At 60.3% G+C, this 15848-nt stretch carries 25 protein-coding genes; 19 read left to right on the forward strand and 6 right to left on the reverse strand.

Features of this window, described 5'->3' with window-relative positions:
* Window positions 1-95: 95 nt before the first annotated feature.
* From BBBF_RS04335 to BBBF_RS04355, 5 genes are all read left to right on the forward strand, one after another.
* On the forward strand, window positions 96-1196 hold the full coding sequence (locus tag BBBF_RS04335) for a tRNA (adenine-N1)-methyltransferase (protein ID WP_013389848.1): 1101 nt from the start codon (window positions 96-98) through the stop codon (window positions 1194-1196).
* Window positions 1197-1315: 119 nt separating this feature from the next.
* Complete coding sequence (locus BBBF_RS04340; RefSeq protein ID WP_021648663.1) at window positions 1316-1873, forward strand: SixA phosphatase family protein; 558 nt, start codon at window positions 1316-1318, stop codon at window positions 1871-1873.
* Between the two features lie 255 nt (window positions 1874-2128).
* Window positions 2129-3349, forward strand: a complete 1221-nt coding sequence (locus BBBF_RS04345) for a tyrosine-type recombinase/integrase (RefSeq protein WP_003812969.1) — start codon at window positions 2129-2131, stop codon at window positions 3347-3349.
* Between the two features lie 89 nt (window positions 3350-3438).
* A complete protein-coding gene (locus BBBF_RS04350; RefSeq protein ID WP_021648662.1) occupies window positions 3439-3966 on the forward strand; it encodes an ImmA/IrrE family metallo-endopeptidase in 528 nt (175 codons plus the stop codon).
* Complete coding sequence (locus BBBF_RS04355; RefSeq protein WP_021648661.1) at window positions 3963-4454, forward strand: hypothetical protein; 492 nt, start codon at window positions 3963-3965, stop codon at window positions 4452-4454. The genes BBBF_RS04350 and BBBF_RS04355 overlap by 4 nt, the downstream gene beginning before the upstream one ends.
* Before the next feature lie 63 nt (window positions 4455-4517).
* Here the strand turns inward: BBBF_RS04355 and BBBF_RS04360 are convergent, their stop codons facing one another.
* The 3 genes from BBBF_RS04360 to BBBF_RS04370 all read right to left on the reverse strand — a co-directional run bounded on the left by BBBF_RS04360 (window position 4518) and on the right by BBBF_RS04370 (window position 6497).
* Window positions 4518-5024, reverse strand: a complete 507-nt coding sequence (locus tag BBBF_RS04360; RefSeq protein WP_021648660.1) for an ImmA/IrrE family metallo-endopeptidase — start codon at window positions 5022-5024, stop codon at window positions 4518-4520.
* Window positions 5025-5148: 124 nt separating this feature from the next.
* Window positions 5149-6177 (reverse strand): RhuM family protein, encoded by a 1029-nt coding sequence (gene rhuM / locus BBBF_RS04365; protein WP_003816210.1) that lies wholly within the window; start codon window positions 6175-6177, stop codon window positions 5149-5151.
* 44 nt (window positions 6178-6221) lie between these two features.
* Window positions 6222-6497 (reverse strand): hypothetical protein, encoded by a 276-nt coding sequence (locus BBBF_RS04370; RefSeq protein WP_231855247.1) that lies wholly within the window; start codon window positions 6495-6497, stop codon window positions 6222-6224.
* Window positions 6498-6746: 249 nt separating this feature from the next.
* On the opposite strand from BBBF_RS04370, the gene BBBF_RS04375 reads away from it, so the two are divergent.
* Complete coding sequence (locus BBBF_RS04375) at window positions 6747-6992, forward strand: helix-turn-helix domain-containing protein (protein WP_021648657.1); 246 nt, start codon at window positions 6747-6749, stop codon at window positions 6990-6992.
* Window positions 6993-7376: 384 nt separating this feature from the next.
* Here BBBF_RS04375 and BBBF_RS04380 read toward each other — a convergent pair whose 3' ends face one another.
* Complete coding sequence (locus BBBF_RS04380) at window positions 7377-7868, reverse strand: hypothetical protein (protein WP_021648656.1); 492 nt, start codon at window positions 7866-7868, stop codon at window positions 7377-7379.
* A gap of 24 nt (window positions 7869-7892) precedes the next feature.
* On the opposite strand from BBBF_RS04380, the gene BBBF_RS04385 reads away from it, so the two are divergent.
* On the forward strand, window positions 7893-8687 hold the full coding sequence (locus tag BBBF_RS04385) for a phage antirepressor (protein WP_021648655.1): 795 nt from the start codon (window positions 7893-7895) through the stop codon (window positions 8685-8687).
* Window positions 8688-8834: 147 nt separating this feature from the next.
* Here BBBF_RS04385 and BBBF_RS04390 read toward each other — a convergent pair whose 3' ends face one another.
* On the reverse strand, window positions 8835-9290 hold the full coding sequence (locus BBBF_RS04390; protein ID WP_003812999.1) for a hypothetical protein: 456 nt from the start codon (window positions 9288-9290) through the stop codon (window positions 8835-8837).
* A 281-nt stretch (window positions 9291-9571) separates the two neighbouring features.
* Window positions 9572-9814 (reverse strand): hypothetical protein, encoded by a 243-nt coding sequence (locus tag BBBF_RS04395; protein ID WP_033509676.1) that lies wholly within the window; start codon window positions 9812-9814, stop codon window positions 9572-9574.
* Window positions 9815-9933: 119 nt separating this feature from the next.
* On the opposite strand from BBBF_RS04395, the gene BBBF_RS04400 reads away from it, so the two are divergent.
* The 12 genes from BBBF_RS04400 (at window position 9934) to BBBF_RS04455 (ending at window position 15846) form a co-directional block, all read left to right on the forward strand.
* Window positions 9934-10167, forward strand: coding sequence for a MerR family transcriptional regulator (locus BBBF_RS04400; protein ID WP_003813003.1), 234 nt, complete (start codon window positions 9934-9936; stop codon window positions 10165-10167).
* A 28-nt stretch (window positions 10168-10195) separates the two neighbouring features.
* Complete coding sequence (locus tag BBBF_RS04405) at window positions 10196-10411, forward strand: hypothetical protein (RefSeq protein WP_003820450.1); 216 nt, start codon at window positions 10196-10198, stop codon at window positions 10409-10411.
* Window positions 10408-10644 carry a hypothetical protein gene (locus tag BBBF_RS04410; protein WP_021647707.1) on the forward strand — a complete coding sequence of 79 codons (237 nt, stop codon included), beginning with the start codon at window positions 10408-10410 and terminating at the stop codon, window positions 10642-10644. The genes BBBF_RS04405 and BBBF_RS04410 overlap by 4 nt, the downstream gene beginning before the upstream one ends.
* Before the next feature lie 277 nt (window positions 10645-10921).
* Window positions 10922-11266 carry a hypothetical protein gene (locus BBBF_RS04415; RefSeq protein WP_021647708.1) on the forward strand — a complete coding sequence of 115 codons (345 nt, stop codon included), beginning with the start codon at window positions 10922-10924 and terminating at the stop codon, window positions 11264-11266.
* Window positions 11266-11796 (forward strand): single-stranded DNA-binding protein, encoded by a 531-nt coding sequence (locus tag BBBF_RS04420; RefSeq protein WP_021647709.1) that lies wholly within the window; start codon window positions 11266-11268, stop codon window positions 11794-11796. Before BBBF_RS04415 ends, BBBF_RS04420 begins: the two co-directional genes overlap by 1 nt.
* Window positions 11797-11814: 18 nt before the next feature.
* Window positions 11815-13212 (forward strand): ParB/RepB/Spo0J family partition protein, encoded by a 1398-nt coding sequence (locus BBBF_RS04425; RefSeq protein ID WP_021647710.1) that lies wholly within the window; start codon window positions 11815-11817, stop codon window positions 13210-13212.
* Window positions 13209-14102: a helix-turn-helix domain-containing protein gene (locus BBBF_RS04430; protein WP_021647711.1), complete on the forward strand. Its 894-nt coding sequence runs from the start codon at window positions 13209-13211 to the stop codon at window positions 14100-14102. Before BBBF_RS04425 ends, BBBF_RS04430 begins: the two co-directional genes overlap by 4 nt.
* Window positions 14099-14290, forward strand: a complete 192-nt coding sequence (locus BBBF_RS04435; RefSeq protein ID WP_003813015.1) for a hypothetical protein — start codon at window positions 14099-14101, stop codon at window positions 14288-14290. Before BBBF_RS04430 ends, BBBF_RS04435 begins: the two co-directional genes overlap by 4 nt.
* A complete protein-coding gene (locus tag BBBF_RS04440; RefSeq protein ID WP_003813016.1) occupies window positions 14287-14691 on the forward strand; it encodes a hypothetical protein in 405 nt (134 codons plus the stop codon). The genes BBBF_RS04435 and BBBF_RS04440 overlap by 4 nt, the downstream gene beginning before the upstream one ends.
* The gene (locus BBBF_RS04445; RefSeq protein ID WP_033509679.1) at window positions 14688-15269 is read left to right on the forward strand and encodes a 3'-5' exonuclease family protein; all 582 of its coding nucleotides are present in this window, start codon (window positions 14688-14690) and stop codon (window positions 15267-15269) included. The genes BBBF_RS04440 and BBBF_RS04445 overlap by 4 nt, the downstream gene beginning before the upstream one ends.
* Entirely contained in the window at window positions 15266-15544 is a 279-nt protein-coding gene (locus BBBF_RS04450) for a hypothetical protein (RefSeq protein WP_003813021.1), read from the forward strand. Before BBBF_RS04445 ends, BBBF_RS04450 begins: the two co-directional genes overlap by 4 nt.
* Window positions 15541-15846: a hypothetical protein gene (locus tag BBBF_RS04455; RefSeq protein WP_003813023.1), complete on the forward strand. Its 306-nt coding sequence runs from the start codon at window positions 15541-15543 to the stop codon at window positions 15844-15846. Before BBBF_RS04450 ends, BBBF_RS04455 begins: the two co-directional genes overlap by 4 nt.
* Window positions 15847-15848 lie beyond the last annotated feature (2 nt).

Genomic DNA, 15848 nt, shown 5'->3' on the forward strand with positions numbered 1-15848 from the left:
TTTCTTATTGAGAACGATTCGCTGCTACATCCGGAACGCAGCGCGCGGGTGCGCTAAACTGTGTACAGCTCAGAAACTCACCCCAAGGAGATGCCATGAACCCGAGACGCGGGCCGATCGTCGCAGGCGAGAAGATCCAATTCACCGACCGCAAGGGCAAGAAGATCACCGACCAGCTGACCGCCGGTGGCGTCACCCAGACCGAGCACGGGATCATTCTGCACGACGACGTGATAGGCCGCACCGAGGGCGTGGTCGTCACCACCGTCACCGCCAAGCGCGAGGCTCAGGTCAATGCGGACCATCCCGAACGCGACCGGAACAAGCCGTGGAAGGCGACCCGTGCGATCGGCGGCTGGCAGTATGCGGTCATGCGCCCCCGTCTCGCCGACTACGTGCTCTCCATGCCGCGCGGCGCCCAGATCATGTACCCGAAGGACATCGCGCAGGTCATCCAGCTCGGCGACATCCGAAGCGGCCTCAACGTGCTCGAATCTGGTGCCGGATCGGGCGCGATGAGCGTCAACCTGCTGGATGCGGTGGGGGAGTCCGGCCGCCTGACCACCATCGAGCTGCGACCCGAATTCGCCCGTGTGGCCGACGCGAACGCCACGCTGTATTACGGCGAACGCCCGCAGTGGTGGGACCTCAAGACCGGCGACTTCGACTCGGTCGCGGCCGGCCTGCCGGAGCACTCCTTCGACCGCATCGTGCTCGACATGCTCGACCCGTGGAACAGGCTCGAACAGGCGTACCGGGTCATCGCGCCCGGCGGCGTCCTCATCGCCTACATCACCACCACCACGCAGATGAGCCGACTCGTCGAGGCTCTGCGCGAAGCCGGCCATTGGACCGATCCCGCCATCCAGGAGACGCTGGAACGCACGTGGAAGGCGCAGGGGCTCGCCGTGCGGCCGGACCATGCGATGATCGGCCACACCGGCTTCCTTGTGGTCTCCCGCGCGATGGCGGAGGGGTTCGCGGCCCTGCGCAAACGCGACCGCGCCACCAAGGATACGACCACTGACATCGATTCGCTCACCCCCGAACAGCGCGAGGCCCAGCTGGACGATCTGGAGCTGCGCGACATTTCGGACCACAAGCTGCGCAAGGTGCTGCGCGACCTCGACCTGCAGACGTCCCGACTGTCGCAGGACGACCAGGCCTGCAAGCAAGGCGAGGCGACGGCGATCTGACAGCCCAATCAGGCGCGGCGAATCTTAACGGCAGGCAATGATTTGGTGATGACGGGAAGTCGAGCGCCCCTCGTCTGCCACAATGGAGGCAGTGACGTCGTACGGAAAGGTCCTGAAGAATGGGCGTGAATCTCAGCAAGGTCGAGAAAAAGGCGAAGAACTATTCCCACGTGCTGCTGGTCATGCGGCACGCGAAGGCGGAACCGTTCAACGACAAGGGCGACCATGACCGCGAGATAACCGACAAGGGCGAGAAGCAGGCGAAGATCGTCGCCAAGGGGCTCGTCGGCATGAAACTGCTGCCCGACCGCGTCGCGTGCTCCGGCGCGGTCCGCGCCCGGCAGACGCTGGAGAGAATGCTCAAGGTGTTCGGCGACCATCCCAAGGTCGAATACCGCCAGACCCTGTACGACGGCGGCATGCAGTCCGTATTCGACGAGCTCGCCAACGCCAAGGACAAGACCCGGGTCCTGATGGTCCTCGGCCATGAGCCGACCGTTTCGGTGAGCTGCCAGTGGCTCGCCTCCTCGGATTCGGACATGGTCAAGCTGGATCTGCTCAACCTGGGCATGTCCACCGCCTCCGTGGTGGTGTTCGGCTCCGATCAGCCGTTCAGCCGCTGGCAGGTACACGACGCCGAGCTGCTCGCCGTGCTCAGTCCCAAGGACTTCGACTAGGGATGACGCCTTTTTGCCGGCCGGTCTCTCTCGCGAATGGTGACGGCCGGCTTGTGTTATAACCACCGTTGATACGCGCCACCTTGCGCAGGAGTGGCGCTGAACCGTTGGAATACTGCGGAAACGTAGACGGCGGAATGGTTTTCATGGTGTCGTACAGGCGCAACGCTGATACTAGTTTTCCGGCTGGAAACGTCGTTTTACGCCCACTTAGAGTGTGATTTAGAGTGGACTCCCTGACACGGGAGGACAGTCATGGCGGGCAAGACGAAAAACAGAAGGACCGGAGGATCCGGAAGCGTGTTCCAGGACTCCAAAGGACGATGGCACTTCCGCAAGGACATGGGAACCGACCCGGCGACCGGACGCAGACGCCCGCCGATCGAAGCCACGGGCATGGTGAAAAGCGAGGCACGCGCCCGCTTCCAGGCGAAGATAGCGGAATGGGAACGGGACGGAAGACTCCCCAGCAAGGACGGCCCCAAGACCGCTGACTACTTCGAACGGTGGATGGAGGAGCACCGGGCGGCCATCAATCCCACCACATGGCGCAACGAATCCAGCTGGATGCGCACCATGAACGCGATCATCGGCGACATACGCCTCAACCGGCTCACCGCCAACGACATCAACGGAATGTGCAGGAGACTGCGCCGCACACGCAAAAGCAAGACCGTCAACACCTATCTCGCAGTCCTCGGCGCCATGCTCCGAACCGCGAAACGGGACGGACTCATCGCCGACGACCCGATGGAAAACGTCGGACGAATGCCGGAGGACCGGTACGAACGCCCCATCCTCGACGTCGCCGACCCAGCGAAGGTCATCGAGGCCGCGCTCGCCGAGCCCGATCCGGCGGTCGCCGTGTTCGACAGCCCGGACGAGCGTGAGAAGTGGGCACTCATGTTCGAACTCGCCTTCACCACGGGCATGCGGCCGGGGGAGAGGTATGGCCTGATGCCCTACCAGCTGGAACTGCATCATGGGATTCCCGTCATCAACGTGTGCCAGCAGGCCAAGCCGATACCAGCCGGCGCCACGATCCCGGATTGGATGGAAGCCGAGCATCTGGATGGGGCGATCTGGCTGACCAAACCGAAGACCGCCAAAGGCGTGCGGACGGTTCCCATTCCGCAGGGGCTTTGGGACCGGCTTTGGGCGCATATCGTCAAATGGGGCGTGCCGTCCCATGGACTGGTGTTCACCAATCTTTACGGCCATCCCATCAGGCGGGACAACGAGGAGAAGCGTTGGCGCCGCGCCCTGAAGATGGCGGGACTGCCGTACGTCGACATCTACAGCGCGCGGCACTGGCTCGCCACCGAACTCGCCGCCGCCGGCGCGAGCGACGAGGAGCGCACCGCCATCATGGGCCACACCGACATCCACACCACCAGCGTGTACACGCATTGGAGGGAACGGCGGCTCGCCGAAACGCTCGACGCCGCCCTGCCAGACCTCCGCGACGGCCAGTGACGGACGGCGACGGCTTTTCCGCAACACGAAAGAGTATTGACACACCCCGCGCTCATCGGTAGATTGAAGACTGAAGCGAGGAGGTGCCGATGTCGAAGATTACCATCGATAATCTGTCCACGCCGGCTGCAGCGGCGACGGAGACGCTACTGAAGACAGTCGCGCCTAACGGTTACCTCAACCTTCCCGTGGATCCGTCACGCGTGGCAGAGCTACTGGGCATCCAGCCGCAGAAGCTCATGCTGGATCCAAACGTTGACGGCCTGCTCGTCAAAGACAAGTCCGGCGAGCCGTTCAAGGCGGTCTCCGATGCGTATGCTTCGCCGCAGCGTCAGCGGTTCACCACAGCCCATGAGATAGGTCACTGGGTCCATAAATACCAGAACACGCCGGACGATGCCGTGCTCGGAAGGGTGGAGAGCCGCGACGACACTTTGTCCAAGGGAATCGATCCCGAGGAGATCTGGGCGAATCGTTTTGCCGCCGCGCTCCTGATGCCTGCCGCGATAGTCAGACGCCATTGGGGTGAAGGGCGCACCCGCGACGAGCTGGCCGAGATGTTCGGTGTCTCCCGACGATCCATGGACGTGAGAATAGCCACCCTGGGGTTGCAATGAGCCAAACCGAACAGGCATCCAGCGAAACCGATGAGGCGCTGGCCATGTTCAACAGGGCGTCGGCCGCCACCTCGCATGTGCCGGTCGCGCACGGTTCCGCACCCGACGGCGGGGAAGGAGTCGATGGTTCCGCAGATGAGGCCACAGGTACAGCCTCATCATTCAACGCCCGACGGAGAGAGAACGCCGCTCTCCGCAAACTCGATGCGAAAAACACGAGACGCGAACAAGAGAACCAGCTGCGCAAGGAAGTGGCGACCTGGTCACTATGGTTCGTGCTGACACAGCTCGTGATAACGAATACGACCATCGTCGCGTACATTGTCACCATGCTTGTGCTGAAACAGTACGTGCCGACCGAAGTGCTGATTACATGGCTGTCATCGACGATCGTGGAGATCATCGGCATCCTCTGGGTCATCGCACGCAGCCTCTTCCCGTTCCACGACAGACACCGCGACACTAAAGGCGAAAAACACAAGTCGTAAACACTTCAGGCCAAATAAACCAAACCCCGGCGCTCGCGGCCATGCGGACGCCGGGGCCTTTCTCTACTGCGCGCACACGCCGGAATCGTACAATAACTGCCGGTAGTCCTCCAACACCTGGATGGTGACACCCAATTCCACGGCCATCATCCACGCATTGCCCTCGTACACCGTCTCGGCCATGCCGTAATCCACCGGACTGATCAACGCCAGCGCCGTCTCCCTACGGCAACGGCGCTCGCATTTGATTCCGTATTGGCTGCCGCATCCGGGGTCGTGGTGTCTGGCGTGTATGAGTTCGTGGCACAATGTGCAGCGGCGCTGGCGCTGGTTGAGCCTGTCGTGGAGGAATATCGTGCGGCTCGCCTCATGCCATGCGCCACACAGCCCATTCGGCAGCGGCTGCTCGATGACGCGGATATGCTCCCTCCCTGCACGGTCGAGGAAGGAATCCAGGCTGCATCCGCCGGTGATATGAAACGACCCAGCCTGGTTCGCCGCGCCGAAGGCGCTCGCGTGCTGGGTACTGCCGATGCTCAGACTACCCGTTTGCCGTGACCCCTTTTGCATGGCGTAGGCTGTTGTGCGCAGGGCCGTCCTATGTGGATGACGGCTGGGTTCCCGAATGGGAGTAAGACTTCGGGTCGAGAATTCCTTTGCCCCTGGGGCCGGACTTGCCTCCTCGCCGGCTGTCTCATCTGCCGATTCCGTCGTGGCGGCCTCCGTCGATGCCCTTGGCGAATTCCTCGAAGTCGTATGGTTGCGCCGCGTTGAACTTCGCATATTCCTCGGCGGCCTTCCTGTCCGCCTGCTTGCGGGTCACGGTGCCTTTGCCGGTGAGCGTCGCGCCTCCCGAAAGCTGGATGTATTGGCTTACGAGTTGGATGAATTCCGGCATGGTGGTGGTCAGTCGCGCCGCGACCCTGTTCTCGATCATGTCGAGGAAGCCGCTGGTGAGACGGTTGAGTCGCGTCAGCTCGTTCTCGTCCAGGTAGTTCTTGGCGACGGTCACATCGGATTTGTGGATTCGCCCGTTGGGGGAGCCATGCCATGTGGTCAGTCCCATGTGCGGTTTCGTGGCGTCGACGCGTTGGGTGATGATCTCCGGCGCGGTGTGCCCGTGGGCGGCGTAGTGGAACCTGTTCTGCATGTTCTGGTAGAACTCGCGCGCGATGCCGCTGTCCTTGTCGTAGTCGGTGCAGATCTCCTGGAATATGGCGAGCACCTGCTGGTAGAGGCGTTTCTCGCTGGTGCGGATCTCCCGTACTCGGGCGAGGAGCTCCTTGAAGTAGTCCTCGCCGAACGTGTTGCCGTTCTTGAGCATGTCGTCGTTGAGAGCGAAGCCCTTGATCATGTATTCGTGCAGCACGCTGGTCGCCCATTGGCGGAAGGCCGTGGCCTGCGGGCTGCTGACCCTGTATCCGACGGCGATGATCGCGTCCAGGCTGTAGAAGCGGATGGTGCGGCGAACCGTTCTGCCGCCTTCGTTTCGAACTATTTCCATTTCCGACATAGTTGCCGATTCGGCCAACTCGCCTTCAGCGTAGATGTTCGCCAGATGTTTGGATACCGCGGGCACGTTCACGCCGAATAGTCGCGCGATGTTCTTCTGCGGCATCCAGAACGTCCGCCGCCAGTACGTGACCTCGACCGGCACGTTCACCCCATTGGCGCGGTAGAGGATCACCTGCCCTCTGTTATCAGGGTCGAATTCCTCGCTCATGACTTTGATTCCTTTCCTTTCGGTTCACCCAACTCTATAGACCGTCACTCGTCCGGGGTTTCGGACTCCATGTCACGGTTCCTGTCCCTGCTGGCAGCAAGCTCCTGAGGTGGCAGGTCCTCGAATCTCGGTTCGACCAGATCGTCGGTGATCTGGTTTTGGCGCTCGCGGGCTTCGTAGGCGCGGGCGGCGTCGCTGCCGAGTGCTCGTGTGTAGATGTCGAGGCTGGTGAGTCCGAATGTGGAGGCGATGTGCTCCACGTCGGACGTCGTGAGCGGCGCTTCATATCGGAGCCTTACGTGCCAATAGTTGTTTCTCATACCGCTCTTTTTGTAGAACTCGGCATTTGTTATTCCGCTTCGTTTAACGAGATCTCGACATATGTCGATGATTCTCTTGCTGTCTTCGGTGACTTCATTTTTGGCAATGCTTCCCATGCCCAACATGGTACCCAATTGAGAAGGATTTGTAAAGAATACTTAATTGAGTAACAATAAACTTACTCAATTAAGTACGGTAAGAATTACCGCAAGGCATCGCAATGAACAAAGAAAGGAGCGGCAAGACAGATGAGTGAGACGGAAACCATCGCAAGGAATCTCAGCGGCGAGCTCGCACGGCATCGCAAGACACAGGCCGCACTCGCCAAGGAACTCGGCATGAGCGAGAAAACCGTCAGCGAACGTCTGGGAGGCAAGGGGTCGTTTAACACCGAGCAACTCGAGAAGACGGCGACGATGCTCGGCATGAGCCTCTACCAGCTCATGATCAAGCTCCTGCAACCAATCGACGGCATCAAACAGATCAAGCCGTGAGCAGCGCTCGCCGACGAATGAATCGAAAGGAGAACACGAAATGAGGAAAATGAAGAGATCCGATGTCCGCGAATGGACACCAGGCGAACCTATCGAACGGGTCGACTTCGGCAACGGCTGCACCGGAATGGATAAGAGCATTCCCAGAGAGCCGGGAAGCGCTGGCGATTTCAAGCGGCTCATCTGGAAATGCCGCGCTATCGAAGCGGACGGAGGTCCATGCCTTGATGTGCTTCCATCCGAATATTGGATTGACGATGTTAAGCAGGGCGATTATTTCGATGTGGCCACCGACGGATTAAGCTACGGCCCATGCAGCTTCGGTGATGCGTGGATTTATCTCGCTGGCGTTGATGCGGGATGGCATCTCGCGCGAAAGGGACATCATACAGGCTTGTACGAGACCCTTCGAAGCCTTCTCAAAGACATGTTTGGCTCGTCGGCCCACCGCCAAAACAGTTCAACGGGACCTGGATCACTGATGACGTATTCGATGGTCTCGGATGGCGCGAAATCGTCAGGCAGATGCGTGTTCAAATGAAACATATAGGTATCCGTCGGAGGCGTGACTGACTCCACATGGACGTCGCGTGATCCCTCGATGCGGATACGGCGTAGCGATCCGCAAATCCATTCTGCGTCGGAGAACGGCGGCTTGTCATGATCGGCGCGCTGCATGGCGGTCTGCTCCTCCAGCGTGGTCGCCTGTCTCCGTAGGCTGTCCAGCTGCTCGCGCAGAAACCTGATGTCATCCTCGCGCTCCTTGTTCTGCTCCTTCGAGCTTCTATGCTCGATGGCCCAGCCAACGACCGTCACAACGAGTGTGAAGACAAAACCGGCCAGCTCGACGCCGTGCTCTGAAAACCAATCAATCATGAAAACGATTCTAAGGAGAATCCAGTGAACAATGAAATCCAGCAATTCGATTTCAAGGGCGCATCATTGCGCACTTTGACCGATGAGGCGGGGGAGCCTTGGTTCGTACTCAAGGATTGCATGAGCATCCTTGACCTCGGTAATCCAACCGAGACTGTCAAAATGTTTGATGAAGACGAGTTCAGTACTGCTGAAGTCATCGATTCGATTGGACGTCGGCAGCAGGCGTACATCATCAGTGAGCCTGGCCTGTATCGTCTGGTCATGCGCTCGCGGAAGCCGGAGGCCAAGGAATTCCAGCGTTGGGTAACTCACGAGGTCCTTCCGGCCATTCGCAAAACCGGCGGCTACATCCCCACCACAGACGCGGATGATGACATGACCATCCTCGCGAAGGCCGTGATGATCGGCCAGCGCACCATGGAAGCGCAGAAGCAGAAGATCGCCGAACAGCAGACGCGCATCGTGGAACTGGAGCCGAAAGCGCGGTTCGCGGACGCCGTGGCCGCGTCCGACGGCACGTGCCTGGTCGGCGAGCTCGCGAAGATGCTCCGGCAGAACGGGATGGACATCGGCCAGAACAGACTGTTCCGTCTTCTTCAGGCTGACGGGTATCTCGGCAAGTCTGGTTCGAATCGCAACGTGCCGACACAGCGTGCGATGGATCTCGGCCTGTTCCGCATCAAGGAGACCACCGTCACCCATGCGGATGGGCATACCACGGTCAGCCGCACTCCGAAGGTCACGGGCAAGGGGCAGCGATATTTCATCGACCGGTACTGGGGTCGCGCTCAGCCGACGTTGGAAGCGGGTGCGTGATGAGCGTCAGTCAATTCGCGTGCCTATCGGGTCAGCTGCTGTGCGTGGTCGTGTTGCTTTGCGCGATTCTCTTGAAACTTCTGACCGTGGTCAAGGTGCTTCATGACATTCTCTGTGCGATTCGTTCAGCCCAGACGCAGATCGAACTTAGTCCCCTTGCGAGAAATCGTGGGGAATTTTGGACAAGGGCCAGGTCTTTGTTTTCCCGTGGCCGATGAACGGCTGCTGCCGCCAGGTGATCGTCACCGAAGCGCCTTCGGGAGGTGTGTAATGCAGGTACTTATGGCCATTTTCCTCGGTCTCCGATTCCTTCACCTTGATTCGCGCGTACACGCAGCCGCCAGTGGCGACAAGAGAGTTGAAGCCTTTCCGCCGTGATCCATAAGGGGTTTCGGGACTGTGGGTGGCCGTTGCATGCACGTCGGTGGCGGCTCCGTTGCCCACATTGACGATCTTGACCAGAAGGCACGGAGGATTTCCGTATCCGCATTCGACCACATAGGGCTGCCACTTCGGCCTACTTCGATATGCGAAGTTCCAAGCCATAGCTCCTCCGGTAAACAACGCGGTCAAGCCTTCCAAACCATAACTGATCCAATCCATAATTCTTCTCCTAACTGTTCGGCCCGCACGTCGCATATGCGGGATGACACCGATTTTAGGAGAGGGCCGGGCGGTTCTCCTAACGCCGCCCGGCATTACACACGCAAAGGAGGCGCGTGATGGGAAACCTCAACATTGAGATTCCTGACGAGGAATGCGTCAAGTTATTCCGCTACGAGGATGGCGACGGTGTCGCGGCGTATCTTCTGTTGTTCCCGGAACACGACATGAAAGCGGTCAAGCCGCGTATCGATGCGCAGCTTGACCACGAGATGGCGATGTCAGTAAATGCGTCCGACGCTCTGTTTGGTGGCGTCGTCGATCGCCCACCACAGCGCGTTGGACGGGTTGATGTGGATGGTGTCCGAGCTGGTGCCCTTGACGGATCCTTTGACGGTCACGACCGTCCCGTTCCTGGCCGCTTCCATCAGATCCTCCTCAAGGCTCGCTCGATCCTGTCCCTCGGCAAGCTTCACATGGACCGGTTCGCCGGTTCCTGTGTCGAGCGTGAGTCTGTCACTCATAATTCTTCTCCTAACTGTTCGGCCCGCACGTCGCAAATGCGGGATGACACCGATTTTAGGAGAGGGCCGGGCGGTTCTCCTAACGCCGCCCGGCATCACACACGCAAAGGAGGCGCGTGATGGTCCCGCAATACGAGCTCAAGGATGCGAGCCGTATCCCGTTGAAGGACAGGCTCGCATGGACCATCCCGCAGGCCGCGAGCCTGTACGGGATCGACTACGACGGTCTGCGACAGGCTGTCAACCAGGGCGACATAGACACGTTTCGTCCGCCAAGCAAACGAGGAACGCCTTCCCGCCGTCACATCAGACGCGAGGAGATGGACCGATACGTCAAATCGTTGGAGGAGTAAGCATGAACGACATTCGCAAGGAGCTGTGATGACACTCAGGAGAATCGACGCGGAAACGCTGCTGACACCACCAGCACCGCCGAGGGACACGGTGATCATGTTCGGCTTGACCGGCTACGCGATTCGCGTCACGGGCAAGGGCGCCAGCCTCATGGAGCTCGACGTCGACGGAAGCCACGAGCTGGCGAGCATCGGAAAAGACCAGGCAAGGACATTCATTCAAAGCATCGGAGGCGCAAGATGACCGACAACGACTATCGCATCGAGGACGGGTCCGAAAAGGGGAGGCCGAACTACACGCTGCGTCGTGTGAAGTTCACGGCCGCCGTGGTCGGCCTGGTCGTGAGCGTGACGCTCATGCTCACCTGGCATGGCGGCGGCATGACGGGCGCGCTTGTGGTGGAGGGCGTGTATCTGGCCACGGCCCTGTGGCTGACGGTCAGGTTCGCTCCACGCGATGACGCGGATGGCGTCTGACCGTATCCGCCGGCGTACAAGGACGCGGACGGATGGCGGAGGCGTGTGTCCTTTCTCTCACATTGCATTTCACTCTCACGTCTTCCGCCGTCCGCTGCGGGTTCGAATCCCGCCGCCGGCGCTTGGCCGGACCGTCAACGCCGCCCGCATCCCCGTTTCGTTCAGCTTTCCTGGGGTGTGGGAACGATGGGCGCGATTATTTGCTGTCATGGCGCCCAGCGGTCCGGCTCATATCAATCAATCTCGTATCAATCAATCAAGGTCAAGGGAGGAACCGATGAAGGAGATTCTGCCGCATTGGCGTTTCGGTCCGAACTCTCCGGTCAAGGACGTCGACGAGAAGCGGATGACGCGTGGCGACCGGGCGGTGGCGGAGGCGTGCCGTCGGGCGATGGAGAGCGAGACGTGGAAGGAGCTGGTGATCTTGGAATCGTTGGGCGTGCGCTTCACCGAACTGGTGGGCCGGTTCGTGTCCGAGGTCGCGTCTCCCGTGTTGGAGGCGATGCCTGGCGACGCTTTCCATCAGGGAGCGGCCGCGCAGTTGACGCACATGGTGAAGACCAGGGATGGTGGCGAGACCATCCGCATCATCAAGACTCTCGCCGTGAAAGGTAGGCTCTGATGGCTGGTGAGACGATCATCACGGTGGTGGGCAATCTGACCGCGGACCCGGAATTGAGGTCGACGAAGAACGGCAGGAGCGTGGCGGGGTTCACGATCGCGTCCACTCCGCGCACGTTCGACCGGCAGTCGCAGCAGTGGGTCGACGGGGACGCGTTGTTCCTCCGCTGCACGGTGTGGGGTGATCTGGCCGAGCATTGCGCCAGTAGTCTCGCGAAGGGCATGCGTGTGGTCGCCCAGGGCAGGCTTACGCAGCATTCGTGGGAGGACGAGCAGCATCAGAAGCGTTCCTCCGTGGAATTGCAGGTGGATGAGATCGGCCCTTCCCTGCGGTATGCGACGGCGCAGGTGGCCAAGGCGCAGCGGGGTACGGCTGGAGCGTATGGCAATCCGTACTCCGCTCCGGCCGGCTATACGGGCGGGGCGGCCGCTGCGGATTCGTTGCCGCCGTCCGACCCGTGGGGCACCGACCAGGCCACGTCTTCCTCGTCGTTCGGCTCGTTCGGACAGTCTGCCGAACCGGAATTTTAGAAAACCAAAGGATGAATCATGGACATCACGATAGAGAATCTGCAGGTCGACGACCTGCACGCCAATCCAAACAATCCACGCAAGCAGGTCGGCGACGTCGACGAACTGGCGTCGAGCATCCGAAGCCAGGGCATCAAACAGCCTTTATTGGTCACGCCGACAGGCGAGACGGGCATCGACGGACACAAACAGTACCGCGTCGTCATCGGCCACCGCAGGCTCGCCGCGGCCAGACAGGCGGGACTCTCGACCGTGCCCGCGATCGTCGAGGAGATGGACGCGCGCCGCGAACGCGAGATCATGCTCGTGGAGAACACGCAACGCTCCGACCTGACTCCGATAGAGGAGGCCGACGGCTACCAAGGGCTTCTCGACCTGGGCGTGCACGTCAAGGAGATGGCCGAGAAGACGGGACGCAGCGACCGTTTCGTCCGCAGACGGTTGAAGATAGCCAGAATCCCGCAGGAGACGCGCGACATGTCCGCCGATTTCAGCCAACTGTCGCTCGACCAGTTGGACAAGCTCGCCGAATTCGAATCCGACCCCGACATGCAACGCGAGCTCGCACGCGCCGACGATTTCGACTGTACCTACCAGCGGCTCTGCCGGGAACGTAGGAAGACCATATGGCACGACAAGGCGCTGGAGGCGCTCGCCAAAGCCGGAATCAAAGTCGAAAGTCTCCCCGACGGAAAGAACTTCTGGAACTGGCATCCGCACGGCTACAAGGCCGCCCACTCGTTCTCCGATATCAACACGGACTTCTGGACCTCGTTCATCAGGGAATCCGACTGGCCGGAAGCCAGAGTGTACTCGTATGAATACTGGTTCTGCACATACACGCCCATATCGGCCGACGAGCTCGAAAAAGACAAGGCCAAGACCGACAAGGACAATGCCATCAAGGCGCGAGGCAGGGAACTCAACCGACAGGCCCGCGAATTCGAAGCCATCGCCAAAGCCAACCGCACCGCATGGTTGAAAGCAAACCTCCGCACCCTCACCCACGAACACGCGGAAACGGGAATATGCCGGCTCGCGCTCGCGGACACTGTCGGCTGGAGGAGCGTGTTCCCGTACCAGTCATACAAGGGCGAGGATGTCATCAGGGAGCTGATCGCGTTCGGCTGGAGCCTGCCGATCACCGAGCATGACGACGAGCACTGGTCGCTGGAATGCAGGGAGAACCTCGACTCGATCCGCATGGTGCTGAAGGACAGGCCGCTTCGGATTCTCGATGTCCTGGCCGCCAGATGGGAGTCGAACATCGGCTGGAACTACTGGCGCTCGCGGCATGGCGTGGACGATATGTGTTGCTGGTACGACGTGCTGGAACGTATCGGATATCGGGTCAGCGAGGACGAGAGGAAGGCGCTCAAGGGCGCGTACCTCGATGGAGGAGATGACGAATCATGAGTATCCAAGCGTTGACATGGGTTATCTACGGTGTAGCGTCGGACATCAAGCACGCGGATTTCCGCACGCTTCTCGTGCTGGCCGACCATGCCGACCCTCAAGGCATGGGAGCGTATCCGAGCAGGAGCACGATCAGCCGGTTGACCGGATACAGCGTGCGTACGGTCTCCTACGCGTTGAAGAGTCTCGAATCCTCCGGGCTGATCAGCAGGGGAGACCAGCGCATCGTGTCCAACCTCGGCGGATACAAGCCGACCGTCTGGAACCTCAACATGAGCAGAGGTGCAAAAACTGCACCTCTCAAAAACGCCGAAACACCAGTGCAACACGACTGCACACCAGCAGTGCAAACAGGGGTGCAAAAAACACGGACAGGTGTGCAAACAGGGGTGCAACATGATTGCACAAGAACCATATCTAAGGAAGAACCATATATAGAACCTAGAGAGAGTAACGCGCGCGCGAGAAAACCAATCCCAATACCAGCCGACTGGAAACCCTCTGAAGAACACCGGGCGCTCGCCGACCGGCTCGGCATCGACTGCGACATCGAAGCCGACAAATTCCGCGACCGCGCACTCGACTCGGGAGCCCGCTCGGCCGACTGGAACGCGAAATACCGCAACTGGCTCGTCAAAGGCAAGGAACGCGGATTCGCCACGCCAAAGGATTCCAACGCTCGCCGACGGTTCACGTGGGGCAGCGAAGAGGTCAAACGCGTGCTCGGCCCGATCTCCTGCGAAGGCACGGACACGTACATGGAGCTCGCATGCAAGGTCGCCGACCTGCTCAACCAGGGCTTGGACCCGAACATGCTGCGCCGTCAGCTCGCAAACGTGCCCGACAACGTATTGGCCGAACAATTGTTCGAACAGGAGGCGGCGGCATGAACGACATGACCATCGCACACATGACAGGCATCCTCACATCGGCCATCCAAGCCGCCGACCGACTGGAACTCGACGCGCTCAAAAGCCCGGCGCTCGCCGATATGGACCTTGACCGCATCCGCGATATCAAACGCGACTGCTCGACCTGCATCAACCTGCTCAACCAGCTCGGAAGGGAGCGACGATGAGCGACCGGCAATTCCAGGAATCAAAACGCATCGCCTTGCAACGTCAGGGCTGGCATTGCCTGCGCTGCGGGACGAACATCCACGACCCGTCACTATGGCCTGGACGCAGTGGCCATCACCGGCAGTTGCGCCGTCGTGCCGATCCCGCCGTGCGTGACCTGCCGTGCAACATCGTCGAACTGTGCGGTTCCGGCACGACCGGCTGTCATGGTTGGGCGCACGCGCATCCGGCCGAAGCGGAACGGTTCGGCTACATCATCCCGAGCTGGCGGGATCCGCTCAGCGTGCCGATACGCGACTGGAACGGCGACTGGTGGTGGCTGCTGTCTGACGGCACGGCACAACGGCTCACACAAATCGAAATCATCGAATGGCAAAGCGATTGGAAGGAACAATCATGAGGAAACAAGACAAAGACCTGAACGTGAAGCCGGAGGCGCTGCTCTGGCTCGATTTCGAAACGACCGGTACGGACAGGGACGGCAGTCTGCCGTTGGAGGTCGGCATGGAATGCACCGACGTGCTGGGCGAACATTCGTATGGATCCCTGCATCGCATCATCAGACCGGACTATCTCGACCTGTTGGACATGAGCCCGATAGTGTTCTCCATGCACACGGACAACGGCCTCCTGTTCGAACTGTCGAACGGTTCCGCCGGGAACGACTGCGTGGGAGCGGTCGCGAACGCCGTGGAGGAGTATCTCGAATCCCTGTCGCAACGCTTCACCTTGGTTCCGGCCGGAACGAACGTGGACTTCGACATCGACTTCCTGAAACGTCTCGACCTGAACCCGGACAGGTGGCTGTCCTACCGCAAGTTCGACCTGACCACGCTCCGCCGGTATTTGAGGTTCATCGACTGCCCCGAAGACCCATACAAGACGCATGCCGGCACGCACAGGGTGCGCGACTGCATCCGACGCGACATCAACGACTACATCCGATACCGCAAACTCCTGAAGGGAGCACGGCGATGACAACGAAGGGAAAAACCACGAAGACCGTATCCAAGGAGACACGACCGCGCAAATGGCGCAAACCAGTGCCATGCCCGACCTGCGGCAGCCGAAACATCAGATTCGACCCGTTTGCCCGGGCCGTCAACCGGAAAACATCCGCCATACGACAGTTCTGGGTATGCTCCTGCGAACGCCACGGCATCCTCATCCTCACCCGCCACACCGACCTCAAGGAAGCCATCCGCGCATGGAACAAGGAAGCCACCAGACAAGGAAGGAAACACTCGAAATGAGAAAACGCAAACCACTCGCACTCGCCGGCATCGGCCTGACCGCCATCACCATGTTCCTGCTCACACCGGTATTCCTCCTCGCGCTCGCGGGATGCGGGAGCACGCCTCACGAGCCGGAGGATTCGACCACGGAATCCGCCACCCGGTCGCAGTGCAGCTCAGACTCCAGCAAATTCCAGACGTGCACGGTCACGATGCCGGACACGAGGCGCGTCACCTGCGTCTTCTACAACGGCTATACCGAAGCGGCCATGTCCTGCGACTGGGCGCACGCTGACGGTGCGGACAAGGTGGAGGACTGATC

The sequence above is a fragment of the Bifidobacterium bifidum ATCC 29521 = JCM 1255 = DSM 20456 genome (assembly GCF_001025135.1).
Taxonomy (GTDB): Bacteria; Actinomycetota; Actinomycetes; order Actinomycetales; family Bifidobacteriaceae; genus Bifidobacterium; species Bifidobacterium bifidum.

What these genes read in the sequence shown, in the direction of transcription:
- BBBF_RS04335 (WP_013389848.1), top strand. Translation starts at nt 96, where the DNA reads ATGAACCCGAGACGCGGGCCGATCGTCGCAGGCGAGAAGATCCAATTC.
- BBBF_RS04340 (WP_021648663.1), top strand. Translation starts at nt 1,316, where the DNA reads ATGGGCGTGAATCTCAGCAAGGTCGAGAAAAAGGCGAAGAACTATTCC.
- BBBF_RS04345 (WP_003812969.1), top strand. Translation starts at nt 2,129, where the DNA reads ATGGCGGGCAAGACGAAAAACAGAAGGACCGGAGGATCCGGAAGCGTG.
- BBBF_RS04350 (WP_021648662.1), top strand. Translation starts at nt 3,439, where the DNA reads ATGTCGAAGATTACCATCGATAATCTGTCCACGCCGGCTGCAGCGGCG.
- BBBF_RS04355 (WP_021648661.1), top strand. Translation starts at nt 3,963, where the DNA reads ATGAGCCAAACCGAACAGGCATCCAGCGAAACCGATGAGGCGCTGGCC.
- BBBF_RS04360 (WP_021648660.1), bottom strand. Translation starts at nt 5,024, where the DNA reads ATGCAAAAGGGGTCACGGCAAACGGGTAGTCTGAGCATCGGCAGTACC.
- rhuM (WP_003816210.1), bottom strand. Translation starts at nt 6,177, where the DNA reads ATGAGCGAGGAATTCGACCCTGATAACAGAGGGCAGGTGATCCTCTAC.
- BBBF_RS04370 (WP_231855247.1), bottom strand. Translation starts at nt 6,497, where the DNA reads ATGAGAAACAACTATTGGCACGTAAGGCTCCGATATGAAGCGCCGCTC.
- BBBF_RS04375 (WP_021648657.1), top strand. Translation starts at nt 6,747, where the DNA reads ATGAGTGAGACGGAAACCATCGCAAGGAATCTCAGCGGCGAGCTCGCA.
- BBBF_RS04380 (WP_021648656.1), bottom strand. Translation starts at nt 7,868, where the DNA reads ATGATTGATTGGTTTTCAGAGCACGGCGTCGAGCTGGCCGGTTTTGTC.
- BBBF_RS04390 (WP_003812999.1), bottom strand. Translation starts at nt 9,290, where the DNA reads ATGGATTGGATCAGTTATGGTTTGGAAGGCTTGACCGCGTTGTTTACC.
- BBBF_RS04395 (WP_033509676.1), bottom strand. Translation starts at nt 9,814, where the DNA reads ATGAGTGACAGACTCACGCTCGACACAGGAACCGGCGAACCGGTCCAT.
- BBBF_RS04400 (WP_003813003.1), top strand. Translation starts at nt 9,934, where the DNA reads ATGGTCCCGCAATACGAGCTCAAGGATGCGAGCCGTATCCCGTTGAAG.
- BBBF_RS04405 (WP_003820450.1), top strand. Translation starts at nt 10,196, where the DNA reads ATGACACTCAGGAGAATCGACGCGGAAACGCTGCTGACACCACCAGCA.
- BBBF_RS04410 (WP_021647707.1), top strand. Translation starts at nt 10,408, where the DNA reads ATGACCGACAACGACTATCGCATCGAGGACGGGTCCGAAAAGGGGAGG.
- BBBF_RS04415 (WP_021647708.1), top strand. Translation starts at nt 10,922, where the DNA reads ATGAAGGAGATTCTGCCGCATTGGCGTTTCGGTCCGAACTCTCCGGTC.
- BBBF_RS04420 (WP_021647709.1), top strand. Translation starts at nt 11,266, where the DNA reads ATGGCTGGTGAGACGATCATCACGGTGGTGGGCAATCTGACCGCGGAC.
- BBBF_RS04425 (WP_021647710.1), top strand. Translation starts at nt 11,815, where the DNA reads ATGGACATCACGATAGAGAATCTGCAGGTCGACGACCTGCACGCCAAT.
- BBBF_RS04430 (WP_021647711.1), top strand. Translation starts at nt 13,209, where the DNA reads ATGAGTATCCAAGCGTTGACATGGGTTATCTACGGTGTAGCGTCGGAC.
- BBBF_RS04435 (WP_003813015.1), top strand. Translation starts at nt 14,099, where the DNA reads ATGAACGACATGACCATCGCACACATGACAGGCATCCTCACATCGGCC.
- BBBF_RS04440 (WP_003813016.1), top strand. Translation starts at nt 14,287, where the DNA reads ATGAGCGACCGGCAATTCCAGGAATCAAAACGCATCGCCTTGCAACGT.
- BBBF_RS04445 (WP_033509679.1), top strand. Translation starts at nt 14,688, where the DNA reads ATGAGGAAACAAGACAAAGACCTGAACGTGAAGCCGGAGGCGCTGCTC.
- BBBF_RS04450 (WP_003813021.1), top strand. Translation starts at nt 15,266, where the DNA reads ATGACAACGAAGGGAAAAACCACGAAGACCGTATCCAAGGAGACACGA.
- BBBF_RS04455 (WP_003813023.1), top strand. Translation starts at nt 15,541, where the DNA reads ATGAGAAAACGCAAACCACTCGCACTCGCCGGCATCGGCCTGACCGCC.